The sequence below is a fragment of the Endothiovibrio diazotrophicus genome, from assembly GCF_054657215.1.
Map to the genome: position 1 here is coordinate 1 of NZ_BAAHXB010000122.1, position 16,542 is coordinate 16,542.

At 67.5% G+C, this 16,542-nt stretch carries 11 protein-coding genes and 1 pseudogene; 9 read left to right on the forward strand and 3 right to left on the reverse strand.

Annotation, left to right across the window (positions count from 1 at the left end):
- Positions 1 to 39: 39 nt before the first annotated feature.
- Together ACYQ2W_RS21720 and ACYQ2W_RS21725 are read right to left on the reverse strand one after the other, a co-directional pair.
- Positions 40 to 1,347 (reverse strand): protein kinase domain-containing protein, encoded by a 1,308-nt coding sequence (locus ACYQ2W_RS21720; protein WP_459872119.1) that lies wholly within the window; start codon positions 1,345 to 1,347, stop codon positions 40 to 42.
- Between the two features lie 234 nt (positions 1,348 to 1,581).
- The gene (locus tag ACYQ2W_RS21725; protein ID WP_459872122.1) at positions 1,582 to 2,550 is read right to left on the reverse strand and encodes a zinc transporter ZntB; all 969 of its coding nucleotides are present in this window, start codon (positions 2,548 to 2,550) and stop codon (positions 1,582 to 1,584) included.
- A 58-nt stretch (positions 2,551 to 2,608) separates the two neighbouring features.
- Between ACYQ2W_RS21725 and ACYQ2W_RS21730 the strand changes: the two genes are divergently transcribed.
- Together ACYQ2W_RS21730 and ACYQ2W_RS21735 are read left to right on the forward strand one after the other, a co-directional pair.
- Complete coding sequence (locus ACYQ2W_RS21730; RefSeq protein WP_459872124.1) at positions 2,609 to 3,334, forward strand: DUF432 domain-containing protein; 726 nt, start codon at positions 2,609 to 2,611, stop codon at positions 3,332 to 3,334.
- Positions 3,335 to 3,339: 5 nt separating this feature from the next.
- Complete coding sequence (locus ACYQ2W_RS21735; protein ID WP_459872126.1) at positions 3,340 to 4,251, forward strand: mechanosensitive ion channel family protein; 912 nt, start codon at positions 3,340 to 3,342, stop codon at positions 4,249 to 4,251.
- Between the two features lie 327 nt (positions 4,252 to 4,578).
- Here ACYQ2W_RS21735 and ACYQ2W_RS21740 read toward each other — a convergent pair whose 3' ends face one another.
- Entirely contained in the window at positions 4,579 to 7,551 is a 2,973-nt protein-coding gene (locus tag ACYQ2W_RS21740; protein ID WP_459872128.1) for a mechanosensitive ion channel domain-containing protein, read from the reverse strand.
- 304 nt (positions 7,552 to 7,855) lie between these two features.
- Here ACYQ2W_RS21740 and ACYQ2W_RS21745 point away from each other — a divergent pair, with 304 nt between their 5' ends.
- From ACYQ2W_RS21745 to ACYQ2W_RS21775, 7 genes and pseudogenes are all read left to right on the forward strand, one after another.
- Positions 7,856 to 8,167: a hypothetical protein gene (locus ACYQ2W_RS21745; RefSeq protein WP_459872131.1), complete on the forward strand. Its 312-nt coding sequence runs from the start codon at positions 7,856 to 7,858 to the stop codon at positions 8,165 to 8,167.
- 228 nt (positions 8,168 to 8,395) lie between these two features.
- Positions 8,396 to 10,513, forward strand: a complete 2,118-nt coding sequence (locus ACYQ2W_RS21750; protein ID WP_459872133.1) for a putative bifunctional diguanylate cyclase/phosphodiesterase — start codon at positions 8,396 to 8,398, stop codon at positions 10,511 to 10,513.
- A gap of 207 nt (positions 10,514 to 10,720) precedes the next feature.
- Entirely contained in the window at positions 10,721 to 11,437 is a 717-nt protein-coding gene (locus tag ACYQ2W_RS21755) for a heavy metal-responsive transcriptional regulator (RefSeq protein WP_459872135.1), read from the forward strand.
- Between the two features lie 627 nt (positions 11,438 to 12,064).
- Positions 12,065 to 12,325 (forward strand): hypothetical protein, encoded by a 261-nt coding sequence (locus tag ACYQ2W_RS21760; protein ID WP_459872137.1) that lies wholly within the window; start codon positions 12,065 to 12,067, stop codon positions 12,323 to 12,325.
- Between the two features lie 233 nt (positions 12,326 to 12,558).
- Positions 12,559 to 12,894 (forward strand): annotated as a pseudogene (locus ACYQ2W_RS21765) (WD40 repeat domain-containing protein); the annotation flags it as partial.
- An 813-nt stretch (positions 12,895 to 13,707) separates the two neighbouring features.
- Positions 13,708 to 15,321, forward strand: a complete 1,614-nt coding sequence (locus tag ACYQ2W_RS21770; RefSeq protein ID WP_459872140.1) for a caspase family protein — start codon at positions 13,708 to 13,710, stop codon at positions 15,319 to 15,321.
- A gap of 20 nt (positions 15,322 to 15,341) precedes the next feature.
- Positions 15,342 to 16,502 carry a tetratricopeptide repeat protein gene (locus ACYQ2W_RS21775; protein WP_459872143.1) on the forward strand — a complete coding sequence of 387 codons (1,161 nt, stop codon included), beginning with the start codon at positions 15,342 to 15,344 and terminating at the stop codon, positions 16,500 to 16,502.
- The last annotated feature ends 40 nt before the right edge of the window (positions 16,503 to 16,542 follow it).

The window sequence follows — 16,542 nt, forward strand, 5'->3', positions numbered from 1 at the left end:
ACACTCAACACCGGGCACTCAACACTGACGGCCCGGCCGTCAATGTACGGTGCCGAGCTGCGCGGTGGTGCGTGAGAGCCGTTCGATCAGGGTGCGCAGGAACACCTTGTGGAAACGCAGCTGGCAGTTGACCGAGGCCTGCTCCATCAGCGTGGAGTTGACCTTCATCAGGGTCACCGGGGCGATCGCACGGATGTTGGCGGTGCGCCGGGTCTTCATGATGTAGCCCATCTCGCCGAAGCAGTCGCCGCGCTTGAGGGTGCCGATCACCGTATCCCCCTTGGTCACCACCACCTCGCCGCCGACGATGATGTAGAAGGTGTCGTCCACCTCCCCTTCGGTGATGATCGCGTCCCCCTCCTTGTGGGTCTGCCACAGGCTGGCGTTGATCACCTCCCAGATCTCGTTGTCGGGGAAATCGCCGAAGAACTCCAGCCCCTTCACGTCGAGGAACTTCTCCTTGTTGCTCACCGTATCGTGGTGCTGTTCCAGGTAATTGAAGGCCATGCTCAGGTCGGCGGCCCAGTCGAGCCCGTTCTTGTAGCGCCGCGACAGTTCCTTGTCCAACGCCTTGCGCATCACCGCCTCCAACCCTTCGGGGACGCCTGCACGGAAGCGGCTGAGTGGCGGCGCCTCCTGGTTGATGATCTTGTTGAGGATGCCGGAAAAGGTCTCGGCGGCGAACGGGTGCTTGCCGGTGATCATCTCGTACATCACCAGCCCGAGGGAGAAGAGATCGGTCTGGTTGCTCAACACCTCTTCCTTGGCCTGCTCCGGCGACATGTAGAGCGGCGAGCCCATCAGCCCCACCGGCTGGGTCACCGAGGTGTCGGAATCGGAGCGGTTCATGTAGGCGATGCTGAAGTCCGCGATGCGCACGTCCATGTCACGGGTGACCAGGATGTTGGAGGGCTTGATGTCGCGGTGGATCACCCCCTTGCGGTGGGCGTAGTCGAGGGCCTTGGCGCATTTGAAGATCATCTCCACCACCCGCTCGACCGGCAGCAGGTTGTCGGCGCGGCAGTAGTCCTTGAGGGTCTCGCCGCCGGGAATGAACTCCATGATGATGTAGCAGATGTCCTGCTCGACACCGGCGTCGAAGACCGCCAGCAGGTTGGGATGGGTGAGCATCCCGGCGGTGTGGGCCTCGTTGAAGAAGAGCTTGCGGTAGGTGTTGCCGTAGGTGGGGTCGTTGAGCTGCTCGGCGTTGGCCACCTTGATCGCCACCTCGCGGTTGACGTAGGGATCGAAAGCCAGATAGACCACCCCCATGCTGCCGCGGCCCACCTCGCGGACCACGTCGTATTTGCCGATCTTCCTCGGGACTTGGATGGTCTTGGCGATCATATCTAGGGACTTTCCTGAAATTCGACGGCATTTTCCGGCCCTCGTTCTAACACGAGAGGAGGTGAAAGGTAAAAGGCGAAAGGCCGGAAGGGAGCAACACCCTACCCCGCAGGAGCGGCCCTGAACGACATTGCCCCAACACCTGCTTTAGGGCAGGTCGCGCGCCCGGCAAGGCACGCCACCAGCCCCCCCCCCGTTCAACCGATGAGGGAAGCGCGTCCCAGGCGCGCTTCCCTACAGCCAGCGCATCCTCTTGAACAGCCACAGCTGCCCCACCGCCGCCAGCCCGAGCAGCCCGCACACCACCCAGAATCCCCACGGGCTCTCCGCCCCCGGCATGCCGCCGACGTTGATCCCGAGCAGGCCGGTGGCGAAGCCCAGCGGCAGGAAGATCCCCGCCACCAGGGAGAGGGCGTACATCCGCCGGTTGAGCAGTTCCGACTGGCGGGCGACGATCTCCTCGTGGGTCACCACCGCGCGCTCGTGGGCGGCATCGAGGTCTTCCACGTAGCGGGTCAGCAGGTTGCCGCTCTCGCGCAGCCGCAGGCGGCTGTCGTCGTCGAGGATCGCCACCCGCTCCTGCTGCAAACGGCTGAGGGCGTCGCGCTGCGGCGCGAGAAAGCGGCGCAGCCGGATCAGCTGGCGGCGCATCTCGGTCACCTCGCCGTGGGGGTCGGGGCGCCCCTCGTCGAGCGCCTGCTCCTCCAGCGCCACCAGCCGCTCGTCGATCGCCTCGCTGACCAGGCCGATGCGCTCGGTCAGCCGCTCCACCAGCTCGGCGAGGAAGGCCGCCGGATCGTCGGGCCCCTCCCCCGCCTCCAGGGCCTGGCGCAACCCCTCCACCGAGAGCAGACGCCGCTGGCGGGTGGTGATGACCCGTCCGGGCTGCAGCCAGATGCGTAACGAGACCATGTCCTCGGGATCGGCGCCGGGGTTGGTGTTGACCCCGCGCAGCACCGCCAGCAGCCCGCCGTCGTGGGCGATCACCCGCGGCCGCGTCGCCTCGGCGGTCAGCGCGTCGGCGACCATCTCGTCGATCCCGCTCTCCTCGTACAGCCAGCGGGCCGCCGCCTCGATGTCGTACTGGAGGTGGACCCACAGCAGCCCCTCCCCCGACCGCCAGCCGCGCACTCCGGCCCAATCCAGCCGCTCCACGCCTCCCTGCGCCAGCCGCCCCGCAAACAGCAAGCCGTCACTCTCCACGTCCCTTCCCCCCATCGTCTAAGATAACGTGACGATAGCAAACGGGGGCGACGGCGGCATGAACGAGTGGACGGAGAGCAGGCTGGCGGTGGGCGAGGAGCAGACCCGCACCATCGGCCCCCTCACCCTGCGCGCCCGACGGCTCGCCAAGGAGTGGCGGATCGCCACCGCCACCGACGACAACATGGGCGATCCACTGCGTTTCGTCTTCGCCGATGCCCCGGCGCGACTGCGCCCCTTCCCCCGTCAGGCCGACCGGCCGGTGATCATCCGCCCGCGGGTCGCCTTCACCCTCTGCGCCGGCGAGGAGGTGACGCTCTTCGTCAGCACCCCGCTGTGGCTGGCGGTCGCGGTGGGCGAGCTGACCGATCCGCTGCTGGAGACCCCGGTGATCCGCCCCTCCGATACCTGGTTCGGCCCCTCCACCCTGGAGGGGGAGCTGTGCTACGCGGGACGCACCCGGGCGGTGCTGGAGCGTAGCGAGGTGGAACCCTCGCCGAGCCACGCGGTGACCCCGCTGCGGGTGGTCAACCGGGCCGCGACCCCGCTCCCCCTGGAACGGGTCAACATCCCCGCTCCGGCGCTGTCGATCTTCCGCGAGGAGAACGGTCAGCTATGGAGCGAGGCGGTGACCCTGCTGCGCGACGAGGACGGCGAGATGGCCTCGCTGAAGATCGATCCCGGTGCACCGCCGCAGGCCACGCGGGCCCGGCGGCTCACCGCGCCGCGCAAGGCGGTGGAGGGGGGGATGCTGATCCGCGCCTTCGGCGGCCTGTTCAAGTAGGGGGAGTGACGGATATGGAGTGGTGGGCCGATTGGATGGAGTGGCTGAGCGGCGAGCGCCTCGCCTCAGTGACCCGCGCGGCGGTGCTGATGATCGCCGGTTTCGCCCTCGCCCGGCTGGCCGCGGGGGCGGTGCGCCGCTTCGGCGCCAAGCGCCTCTCCACCCACACCGCGCAGCTCGCCCGCCGGGTGGTCCACTACGGGGTGCTGATCCTCTTCGCCCTCTCCGCGCTGCGCGAGCTGGGCTTCAGTCTCAACGTCCTGCTGGGCGCCGCCGGCGTCTTCACCGTCGCGATCGGCTTCGCCTCGCAGACCTCCGCCTCCAACCTGATCAGCGGGCTGTTCCTGCTCGCCGAACGGCCGTTCAGCGTCGGCGACGTGATCCAGGTGGGCTCGACGCTGGGCGAGGTGCTCGCCATCGATCTGCTCTCGGTGAAGCTGCGCACCTTCGACAACCTGTTCGTGCGCATCCCCAACGAGACGCTGATCAAGGCGGAGATCACCACCCTCACCCGCTTCCCGATCCGCCGCCTCGACGTCAAGCTGGGGGTCGCCTACAAGGAGGACATGAAGCGGGTGCGCGACCTGCTCTTCGCGGTGGCCGACGCCAACCCGTTGTGCCTGGAGGAGCCCAAGCCACTGTTCATCCATCTCGGCTTCGGCGAGTCGTCGATGGACCTGCAGTTCTCGATATGGGCGCGCCGCGAGAGCTTCCTCGACCTGCGCAACACCATCCACATCGAGATCAAGGAGGCGTTCGACGCCGCCGGCATCGAGATCCCCTTCCCCCACCGCTCCCTCTACACCGGCGAGGCCAGCGCGCCGTTCCCGATCCGCATCGTCGACCGCGATCCGCCTGCGCCAACCGGCGGTATTCACCACGAAGGGCAAGAAGGGGAACGAAAGGCGAGAAGGTGATGATTGTCGATTGGCGATCGTGCCGGCCGTCCATGTCGGGACTCCGAACCTACGCCGTTATCTAACGCAACGAGTACGGACATGTTCATCTGCCTAAAAATTCCAACACCAAGCGAAGGCAGCGGCCAGCCAACCCTGCATCACATCCGACCGGCGTAGCCAACGCGCAAAAATGACGCCGCGCCTCCATCGTTGCCACGCTCTACCCGCTCCACCCCCCTTCTCGCCCTTCGTTCCCCTTCTTGCCCTTCGTGTCGAAAGCACCATTCACCGAAACCACCAACCCCTCCGCAACACCCGCCCCAGCCGACCGGCACGGCCCGGCCATCACCCCGCTTCGTGTTGCCCCCCACCGGTCGCAGGGACCACCGGCGGTCGCGGCCACTCCTTCACGTAGAGGTCGCGCTGCGGGTAGGGGATGGTGATGCCGTTGGCCTTCAGCGCGTCCCAGATGGCGAAATGCATCTCGGAGACCACCTCCAGCCGGCTGAAGGCGCGCAGGTCGGTGAAGTACTGCACCCGGAAGTTGACCGAGGAGTCGGCGAACTCCCACAGCAGCACCCGCAGCTTGGGCTCGGCGAGCACCGCCGGATGGGCGCTCACCGTCTCGCGGATCAGCTCCCCTACCCGATGGGGATCGGCGTCGTAGGAGACGCCGATGGTGAGCACGGTGCGCATCACGTTGTCGCTGTGGGTCCAGTTGGTGAACGAGCCGGAGACCACCTCGGAGTTGGGGATGATCATCTCCTGGTTGTCCCAGGTCTTGATGGTCAGCGAGCGGATGCCGAAGCGGGTCACCTCCCCCTCGGTGCCGCCGATCACCACCAGATCCCCGGTGCGCAGCGGCTGCTCGGCGAGCAGCAGCAGGCCGCTGATGAAGTTGTTAGCCACCCCCTGCAGCCCCAGCCCGAGGCCGACGCCCAACGCGCCGGCGAACACCGCGAACGCCGTCAGGTCGATGTTCAACGCCTGCAGCGCAATGAAGCCGCCCACCCCGACCACCGCGTACTGGGTGAACACCGACAGACTCTGACGGATCCCCAGGTCCTTGACCGAGGTGTAGAGCCAGCGGTAGGTGATCTCGCGCACCCAGCGGCCGAGCCACACCAGCACCGCCAGCACCAGCAGGGTGAGCAGCACCCCCTGGACGCGGATCACCGTCTCCCCCACCTTGATCAGCGGCACATCCAGCGCCGCCCGCAGCACCTTCGCCACCGCCGAGTCGGCGCCCCAGCCGAGCAGATGGAAGAGCAGCACCAGCGCCGCGCCGGCGAGCAGCAGGTTGCCCAGCTTGCGCGCCGGATCGATCACCCCCTGGGCCCACAGCAGGCCGTAGCGGGAGTGGCTGACGGCAAAGTTCTTCAAGCCGTTGGCCGCATCGCGCAGCAGCCCCACCGCGAACAGCCAGCCGGCGCTCACCACCCCCACCCAGCCGATGCTGCCGAGCAGCGCCCGGCTCAGGTTGAGATAGCCGAGCACCCCGGCCACCGCCGCCACCAGCACCAGCAGCGGCACCAGCAGCATCAGCAGGCGCGCCGCCGCCAGCCAGAAGCGCCCCGCGTAGTGGGCGTTCAGCCCGTCATCGATCAGCGAGCGGATCGAGGCGAGCAGCGGCACCGCCGCCAGCAGCAGCAGGAAAAAGACGCGATCGAGGAGATCCAGCACCTCCCGCGGCGGCCCGCTCCAGTGGGCCACCAGCAGCAGCGTCGCCGACACCCCGACCACCCAGGCAACCCGGCGCAGCGAGCGGTAGAGGCGGGCGTGCCCCTCGCCCTCGGCCCCGCCGCGCCCCGGCAGCACCAGGAACACCCAGGCGACCCCCTTCGAGATCGTGATGACCAGCCACAGCGCCGCCAGCAGCAGCAGCAGATAGAGCTGCGAGGCGGGCGGCTGGGCCGCCCAGGCGATCAGCAGCAACAGCGCCAGCAGCACGCTGCCGGGGAGCAGCCGCAGGGTCAGTTCGGCGAGCAGCGCGACGGTGCTCTCCGGCAATGCCCCACCCCCCGCGCCGTGCCCCTTGAGCGACCGGTAGAGCCGCCGCCCGCCAAACACCACCGCGACCGCGGCCAGCAGCAGCAGCAGCCAACTCCCCACGTCGAGGGCCGCCAGGCCGATGAAGGAGGTGGTCGCCAGCTCCGCCATATGGCGCGCCACCTCGCCGGGCGCCCGGGCCAGCAGCCCCAGCACCCGCTCGCGCTGCTCGCCGAACAGCGGCAGCCGCTGGCGCACCGTCAACCCTCGGCTGACCAGCCGGTCGTGGCGCTCGGCCAGCTCCGTGCGCAGCGTCCCGGCCTCACCCGCGAGCGCCCCGTAACGCCCCGCCTCCTCCTGCAACGCCTCGGCCAGCCGCCGCAGCAACCGCTCTGCCGGTCCCTCCTTGGCCGCTCGCTTGGCCCCCTTGTTCTCCAGTTCACGCTGACGAACCAACAGCTCCCGCTGCTGATTGATCAGCGCCACCTTCTCATCGAGCAGCCGCCGGCCATCGGCCAGCTCCGCCGCCAGCTCCGCCCCCTCCTCCTCCGCCCGGCTCAGCGCCCCCTCCTCCTCCGCCACCGGCGCCGCCCGCAGGGCATCCAGCCGCTCCGCGAAGCGGTGACGGCGCAGGCTCACCCGCTGCAACCGCGCCCGCTCCTCGGCGTCGGTGATCTCCGCCCGCAGCCGCCGTCGGGCATCCTCGTCCTCCGCGGAGAGGTTCGCCAACCGCTCGTTGAGCCGCGCCGCCTCCCCCTGCAAGCGCCGCTCCTCGGCGGTCAGCCGCGCCTCCACGTCGGCGAACGCCTCCCGCCGGCTGCGCTCGCGGTAGTCACGCCACGCCCCCTCCACCCCCGTCAGCCAGCGCCGCGCCGCGGTCTGGGCTTCGCGGGCGCGCCCCTCCTGGTCGACCAGCCCCTGCAGCCGCGCCTGCTCCTTCTCCAGCTCCGCCTGGCGCTCGGCCAGCGCCGCCTCCGCCGCCCGCAGCTTCTGTGTATAGGCCTCACCCTCCTCGGGGGCGGCACGCAGCGCGGCAATCCCCGCCCGCGCCTCCTTCAGCGCGTCGCGCAGCAGCCCCACCGAGTTCTCCGCCCCCTTGCGATCGAGCAGCACCCCCTCCAGGCGCAGCCGCGCCGACTCCACCTCCAGCCGCGCCTGCTCGATGGTCAGCGAGGTGATCCTCCCCGGATCGAGGGCGGCGAGCCGCTGCTCCACGGAGAGCGCAGGCGTCGGCGAGGGCGCGGGATGTTCCGGGGGCGCGGCGGGTGCCGCCGCGGCCAGCAGCGGGAGAAGAGAGAGCGCAACGAAGGCGAACCAGCGAACGACCACGACATCGGCCCCTTGTTCATAAACCGGACGGAGATTGCCAAGGGCGCGATTGTCGCACCGCGACAGACGTCACGCACCCACGCGATTGAGCCGGCCCGCGCCATGGACCATCCTTTTGCTTGCATGACCGGCATGTCACCCCATCGCCCACGACATCTTCTCGCCCTTCGTTCCCCTTCTTGCCCTTCGTGTTAAAAACAGCGCCGGATCGAGCACGAAAGCGCAGGAAGCCCGGGGCTCAGCCCATCCGCCGGCACGCGAAATGCACTTCTGTGGACAAAGCATCGCCGAGGAGGGTACCGCCATGGCCACCGACTACAGCACCGCCACCCTGGCCCGGGAGAACCGTCAATTCGCCGGCACCGCCGGGGTCTCCGCCGCCCACCGCAATGACCCGTTCCACCCCGCGTTTCTCGACACCGACACCGGTGTCATCTATCCCTCGCGCTTCGCCGACGGCCGCCCCGCCCCCTGCCACCTGCTCGACGGCCTGCCGGCCCACCTGATCCACCGGCGGCTTCACGGCCGGGTCCTGGCGGTGAAGCGCTCGATCGTCTCCGGCTTCGAACGTGCCGGACATTTCTACACGCGGGAGGAGGCGGCACGCTCCGTATAATTCCGTATCGATCAGGAGGCGCTATTGACCCTGGACCATACTCCACGCTGTTTAATTCCCCCTCCACGACTGATGAATTCCCGTGGGAGCGCGGGTGAAGGCGCGGGGGGATATCCATAAGGAGGCAACCACGGACGAGCCCTATCCTCTACCCGCGAATCGGCCGGTTAGTGGGTTCAAGAACAGGGCATCGCAAGCCCCTCCACCCGCCCCGGGAGCCCGTGACCATTGACTGAAACAATCCTCCAAGGACGCCCCGTCGGGGTGCTCTACATCGACGACGACGCCGCCCTGCGCACCCTGGTGGCACGCCGCCTCGGCGACCCGCTGTTCCGGGTCACCACCGCGCTGGACGGCGACCAGGGACTGGCGCTGCTGGAGCGCGGCGGCTTCGACGTGGTGCTGCTCGACTACGACCTGCCGCGGCGCAACGGACTGGAGATCCTCGGCGCCGCCGCCGCCCACCCCGAGCCGCCGCCGGTGATCATGCTCACCGCCAACCACGACGTCTCGGTGGCGGTCCAGGCGATCCGCCTCGGCGCCTACGACTACCTGGTCAAGGACCGCCATGGCGAGTACCTCAACCGCCTCCCCGCCACCATCCACGGCGCCATCCGCAACCACGGCGAGCGGCTGCGCTACGAGAAGTATCTGGCGCTGTTCGAACAGATCTTCCGCCACACCACCGAGGCGGTGGTGGTCACCGACCTCGACGCGCGGATCGTCGACGTCAACCCCGCCTTCTGCGAGATCACCGGCTACCCGCGCGACGAGGTGATCGGGCGCAACCCCAAACTGATGAAATCCGACCGCCACCCGCCGGAGTTCTACCAGGCGATGTGGGCGGAGCTGCGCGCCAACGGCCACTGGCAGGGGGAGGTGTGGGACCGACGCAAGTGCGGCGACCTCTACCCCAAGTGGCTGTCGATCAGCGCGGTCACCGATCCGCGCGGCCGGACCACCCACTACGTCGGCATCTTCAGCGACATCTCCTCGATCAAGCGCACCGAGGAGCGGCTCACCCGGCTCGCCCACTACGACCCCCTCACCGGCCTGCCCAACCGCTCGCTGTTCCACGACCGGCTGGAGCAGGCGCTGCTCCACAGCCAGCGCCACCACACCATGATGGCGGTGATGTTCCTCGACATCGACCACTTCAAGCAGATCAACGACACCCTCGGCCACGCGGTGGGCGACGAGCTGCTGGTGGCGGTGGCCGACCGGCTGCGCGCCTGTATCCGCAAGAGCGACACCATCGCGCGACTCGGCGGCGACGAGTTCACCGTCATCGTCACCGACATCGGCGGCTCCCGCCACGCCGCCCGCATCGCGCGCAAACTGCTCGAGTCGATGGCCCCGCCGGTGCTGCTCGCCGGCCGCCGGATCCACGTCACCCCGAGCATCGGCATCAGCCTCTATCCGGGGGCCGGCGACGACACCGAGGAGCTGATCAAGGCCGCCGACATCGCCATGTACCGGGCCAAGGAGGAGGGACGCAACAACTACCAGTTCTTCCACCATGACCTGCACCCCCGGGGCGGCGACACCCTGGGCCTCGCCAGCGACCTCCACCTGGCCCTCGAGCGGGGCGAGCTGGAGCTCCACTACCAGCCCCAGGTGGAGCCGCGGGGGCGGCGCATCGTCGCCGTCGAGGCGCTGCTGCGCTGGAACCACCCGAGCCGCGGCGCGGTTCCTCCCGAGGAATTCATCACCCTGGCCGAGGAGAACGGCCTGATCGTGCGCATCGGCGAGTGGGTGCTGCGCCAGGCGTGCCGCCAGTTGCGCCAGTGGCAGGAACAGCGTCTCGCCCCGGTACGCATGGCGGTCAACCTGTCGGCGATCCAGCTGCGCCGCCCCGGCTTCGCCGATACCGTGTGCCGCATCCTCGACGAGGAGAACCTCGCCCCCGAATGGCTGGAGCTGGAGATCGTCGAGAACATCGCCATGCACCAGACCGACGGCATCGCCCAGACCCTCCACCGGCTGCGCGAGATGGGGGTGCGCATCGCCATCGACGACTTCGGCACCGGCTACTCCTCGCTCAGCCATCTCAAGCACCTGCCGGTGGACAGCCTGAAGATCGACCGCTCCTTCATCGAACAGATCGGCGGCGGCGGCGACGACCACGACGCCGCCGCCATCTCCAGCGCGATCCTCGCCATGGCCCGCAGCCTCGGCCTGTCGGTGGTCGCCGAGGGGGTGGAGACCGACGCCCAACTGGCGTTCCTCGGCGACGCCGGCGACTGCCTCGCCCAGGGGTTCTATTTCAGCCAGCCGGTACCCGCCGCGCAGTGCGCCGGCCTGCTCGGCGCCGCGACGGTCGCCCCCCCGACCTTGACGTCGTGAATCTCCGGACTAATTTCTTGAGTTAAACGGTTGGGTTTTTTTGCGCTCCATCACCGGGACGAAAGGCCGTCGACCCACGGAGGCGGGCCAATCCCTTTTGCCCCCCCTGCAACTGGCGACGAAGAGGCCGCGGCCGCCGCGAACCGCCTCACACTCGCTCGTTCCTGAGGAAGGGGAGTGACACAGACCAACCAAACGGAGGGCGCGTTGTCCACTCCACTGAGAATCGGCCGGCTGGCGGAGCTCAGCGGCCTCACCCCCGACACCATTCGTTTCTACGAAAGGCTGGGGCTGATCACGCCCCCGCGCCGCTCCACCGCCGGCTACCGCCTCTACGACCCGGACGCCCTCGACCGCCTGCGCGCCATCCAGCGCGGCAAGGAGCTCGGCTTCACCCTCAACGAGCTGGCCGAGCTGTTCAAGCTCCAGGACCACCCCGACGCCTGCGCCGAGATCGGCCGGCTGGCCACCGCCAAGATCGCCGAAGCGGAGCAGCGCATCCACCGCCTGGAGCGGGCGCGGATCGAGCTGAGCCGGCTGGTCGGCCGCTGCACCGGCCCGCGCGATGTCTGCCCGCTCTACGACGTGCTGCACGACACCGCGGGGACCCCTTGCGTCGAGCTGGTCTACGACCCCCACGGCAACTATATCGACGCGGTCCGTTCGACGCTCGCCGACGCCTGCCGCCACGCCGGCCACCGCGGCGGCTGGGAGGAGTGGAGCCTCGACGACCCCGCCGCCCCCCGCTACGCCCGCAGCCTCGGCGCGCCGGCCTTCCTCATCGACGGCCACGATCTCCTCCCCGCGATCCCGCTGCCCACCGGCCGCTGCTGCCGCCTCTACCCCCACCCCACCGGCGACCTCCAGCCGCTGCCCGACCTGCAGACGCTGATCGACGCCCTCGAACCCTATCTGCGGCGCTGATCCAGCGGGGCAATCGGGGGGCTTTATTACACCGAGGACACGAAAGGTGAATAGGCGGGGCGAGCGCAGACGATGGGAGGCCCCCCAATTCCGCTCGGCGGCAGTTGGGCATTCGGATCGGCCATCAATAATTCAACGCCGTACTCCCGTTTGACACGGCCCCCACGGGCGCCGTGTCAAACGAAAGGCCATGTCTGAATTACGTGTTGCGATCGATCGATAGCACCGCGGTTCACTGTAGGAGCGGCCCTTAGGCCGCGATCACGACGGAGTGAGGCACCTCGATTTGGCAAGCGGTAGGAACGGACATGGCGCCATCGCGACCTACATTCGAGGAAGTCGCAACGGCTAACTCAGACATAGCCAAAACGAAACCACCACAGGAGAACCCACGCCGGACAGGCAAGTCTCCTTGGATACGACACACCGCGTCGCAACCCGATCTTGGATGCTCTGCATCCCAGATGGCTGTACGGCAACATCAGAACGAAGGCTCCTGCGAATAACCGCGTGCCGTCCCCCGCCGAGAATCCAACCCACCGAGGCGTTTGCCGATACGCCACCGAAAGTTATCATCTCCCGACAACACCGGAAGGGAGCAGAAAAGCGATGAAACGGATTGGACGGATGGTCGGGCTGCTGATACCGGCGTTGCTGATCGCCGGATGCGTGGGAACCCCTATCAAGAATGAGGACGTGCCAAAACCGACCGCCCCCGTAAAAGAAGCACCGAAGCCGGCCGTCCCCGCCGAAATCGAAGCCACTGTAGCCCCCAAGCCCTATCCACAAATCGAGGCCGGAGGCCATACCGCTCCAGTTAACCCATGTTTAACACCTGACGCCCGATTTAGGACCGAAATGGCACCAAATCTTGGCGTAACTCTTTGATTTTCCGTTCTAGGACGTCGGCTTTTCGACATGTAGTGCCATAAAAATAAGTCTATCTATTGATGTTTGATGTCTGTTGCTGTAGGGTCGCGTAAGCACAGGTGAAAATGTCTATGGAATTAACGCCGATCCCAAGAATTTCGCAAATGTAGTGCCACTCGAAGAATTTTAGAAATGTAATATGCTGTAAATAAAAGAATTTTAACTTATGGTGTTAAATATGGGTTAAGAGAATAGCGGTGGACCGAGAGGGACGCTGGCTGGTCACCGCGTCCGACGACAAGACTGCCAGGGTCTGGTCCCTCGCCGACGGCCAGTTGGAGCAGGTACTGCGCCCTCCCCAAGGACAAGGGAACGAAGGGAAACTCTTCGCCGTAGCCCTCTCGCCGAGCGGCACCACGATCGCCACGGGGGGATGGGGTACTTCCATTTGCTGCGACATTTATATTTTCGATCGAGCTTCAGGAAGACTCCTCCAACGACTCGGTGGACTTCCTGACACGGTACTCCACCTCGCGTTCTCTCCCGACGGTCGCTATCTTGCCGCCGCCCTGTATGGAAACAATGGCCTACGGGTTTGGAGAACCGACAACTGGAAACTAAAGCTTGCCGACACGGACTATAACGAAAGTTGTATCTGGGTAGACTTCGACGCACTAGGCCGAATGATGACCACCAGCTTCGACGGCAAGTTGCGCCTTTACAGTTCCAGTTTCCGCAAGCTGGCCGAGCACGATGCGCCAGGGGGTAAACACCCCTACTCCGCTGTTTTTTCTCCCGACGGGCGTAACGTTGCGTTGGGATATGAAGACACCACGTCAGTGGATGTTATTTCCGCCGAAGATCTCCACCGCATCAACATCCCTGATACCTCGGGAGTTGATAACGGCAATTTAGCATTTGTCGGGTGGTCCCGCAGCGGGAGAACTCTTTACGCTGCTGGAAGATATAGCAATAGCGATGGGGTCAACCTGATCCGTGTCTGGAGTGAGGCAGGATACGGAGCGTGGAGCGAGTGGCCCGCCTCGAACAACACGGTGATGGGCGTGTCCCCGCTACCCGACGACGCCGTTGCTTACGGGACATTTGATCCAGTCATTGGCGTCCTCGAGGCATCTGGAACGTCACGGTGGCACTACACCCCGGCAACGGCCAATCTACGCGCAGCCACCCTAGGGCGCTTTCACCTCTCGACCAACGGCTCTACATTGGAATTCGGTCTTGCATATGGCGGAACCAACCCTGTACGTTTCGCTATCGGCGACGGTTTAAATGAAGCCAGTCGGCCACTGCTCTCCGCCCTCTCCGCCCCTCAAACCAAAACCTCGAAGTTTAAACTCCGAGGGTGGAAGACCTACACTCCCACCCTCAATGACCGTCCCTTGAAATTGCAAAAGGATGAGCTTCCCCACAGTCTCGCCATCTCCCCCGGAGAACAACACTTTCTACTCGGTACGAGCTGGTCGCTATGTTACTACGACCACAAGGGCAACCTGCTCTGGCGCAATGACGCTCCCAGCACCACCTTCGCCGTCAACATCGCCGCCAACGGCAAGGTGGCGGTGGCCGGCTTCGGCGACGGCACCGTGCGCTGGTACCGCCTCAGCGACGGCCAGGAGCTGCTGGCCCTGTTCGTCCACCGCGAAGACCACCGCTGGGTCGCCTGGACCCCGGAGGGGTTCTACGACGCCTCCCCCGGCGGCGAGGCGCTGTTCGGCTACCACCTCAACCAGGGCCCCGACCGCGAGGGGGTCTTCGTCCAGGTGGCCCAGTTGCGCGAGCCGTTCTACCGCCCCGACCTGATCGCCAACCGCCTCTCCGGCAACGACGCCGAGATCCGGCAGGCCCTGGCGCGGATCGGCGACGTGCGCCAGGTCCTCGCCAGCGGCCTGCCGCCGGAGCTGAAGTGGCGCGACGGCCTCGCCGAGGAGGTGGTGAGCCGGCCGCAGCAGACCCTGCGCGTGGTGGCCGAGGACCGCGGCGGCGGCATCGGCCGGGCGGAGTTCCATCTCAACGGCCAGTTGATGCAGACCGCCAAGGGGCGCTACCACGAGGTGCAGGGCCCCGAGGGGCAGCGGATCTTCACCCTGCCGGTGACCCTCCCCGACGGCGACAACCAGTTGGAGGTGATCCTCTACAACCGCGACGGCCAGGTCGCCTCCAAGCCGCTGGTACGCCGGATCACCCTGCGCGACCCCAACGCCCTGCCCGCCACCCTCCACGTCCTGGCGGTGGGCAGCGACCGCTACCGCGGCCTGATGCCCGACCGGGTGCTCGACTTCGCCGCCAGCGACGCCGCGCGGGTCGCCGACACCCTGCGCCGCTACGGCAAGGGGCTGTTCGCCGACACCGACGTGGTCACCCTGCTCAACCCCCAGGCCAAGCTGGCGGGGATCACCAAGGCGCTGGAGGCGATGGCCAAACGGGTGAAGCCCAACGACGTCTTCGTCCTCTATCTCGCCGGCCACGCCGAGGGGGACGGGCGCAACTACTACTACCTGCCGTGGGACTTCGCCCACACCGGCGACGGCGCGCTCCAGCAACATTCGCTCCACTCCGATCGGCTGGCCGAACTGCTCTCGCACATCCCGTCGAGCAAGCGGCTGCTGATCCTCGACACCTGCAACGCCGGCAATCTGCTCCTCGCCGGCCTCGATACCAAATACCGCAGCGACCTCGACGCATCCGCCATCGCCCGCCTGCGCAACAAGGCGGGCCGCGCCATCCTTGCCTCCACCCGCAGCGGCATGCTCGCCCTGGAGGGGATCGACGGCTCCGGCGCCTTCACCGGGGTGCTGCTGCGCGGCGTCGGCGGCGCCGCCGACCGGCCCAAGGGACGGGAGGTGCAGGACGGCTTCGTCACCGTCTCCGAGCTGGCCGACTACATCGGCGAGGAGCTGCCGCGGATCACCCTGGAGAAGTGGCACTACGAGCAGATCCCGATGCGCCAGATCACCGGCGACAGCTTCCCCCTGACCCGGGTCCCGGCGCGGTGACGGGAGGGTCGGACTCCCGCGTGCCCCGCGAACTCCGCCGGGGCTTCGAACTCGCGAGTCAACATTGGGCAATACTTGGCGCCATCGCCGCCGCCGCGTTGGCGATGGTGGTCTTGCTCCTGCGCCTGCTCTTCACCGACTTCGCCCCCCTCGACTCGTTCTGGAAGTGGCTCAACCACCCCGCCACCGAACAGCGGACACAGGGAGTGACCGACCAGCGCGCCGCGCGCCTGCTCCGGGAGGCGCAACGCTACCTGCAGGCAGGACATTACGCCGAGGCGGCCCGCGCCTTCGCAGCAGTGGAAAAACTGGACCCCGCCGACCCCGTTGCCGATCTCGGCCGGCGCAAGGCGGAGCTGCTGGCGCGCTCTGCCGACAGTGAATACGACCCCGAGGTGATCCGCCAACGGCTGGCCGCACTGCTCGCCGAGGCCCCCGACGACCCCCACCTGCTCACCCTGCGGGGCAATCTGCGCAAGCGCGGCGGCGATCCGCAGGGGGCGCGGAGCGCCTACGAACGAGCGCTCGAGGTCGACCCGGACTTCGCCGAGGCGGCCTACGGCCTCGGCACGCTGGCCCTGGGCGAATGGCAGCCCGACGACGCCACCAAGCTCTTCGGGCGGGCCCTCGCCCAGGCCCCCGACGAGATCCGCTATCGCGCCGCCCTCGCCCAGTCGCTGGCCCTCGGCGGCGACTATGCCACGGCCGCCGAGCGTTACCGCGAAGCGGTGAGCCTCGACCCGGAGGACCTGCTGGTGCGCGCCGAGCACACCCTGGTCCTGCTCCACCTCGACCGTCTCGCCGAGGCGACGGAGGCGGCCGCCGCACTTCAGGCGCTGTGCGCGGAGGAGGCCACCGCCGCCCTGAAGAAGAACCGCGGCGTCTGGCTCTTCCCGGCCCCCGACCACCGGACCTACGCCCTCCAGACCCTCGCCGAGAAGCGCCTCTTCACCCGCGCCCTCAGCGCCTCCCTGGCGCTGCTCGGCGGACGGGAAGCGGCGACGAAGCGGCTCGCCGCACTGGCCGACGCCCCGCGGGAACGGGGAACCCCCCTCTACATCGTGCTGCTCGAACTCTCCCTCTACGCCGCCGAACACCCCCACCGCCAGTCCCGGGTCGACCGTATCCTCCCCCTCCTCGCCACCGCCATCCCCCACCGGGAGTCGATCGATGCCCCTTGAAGGCCTTTTTCCCAACCATGCCTGAGTTACATCCCTCGAA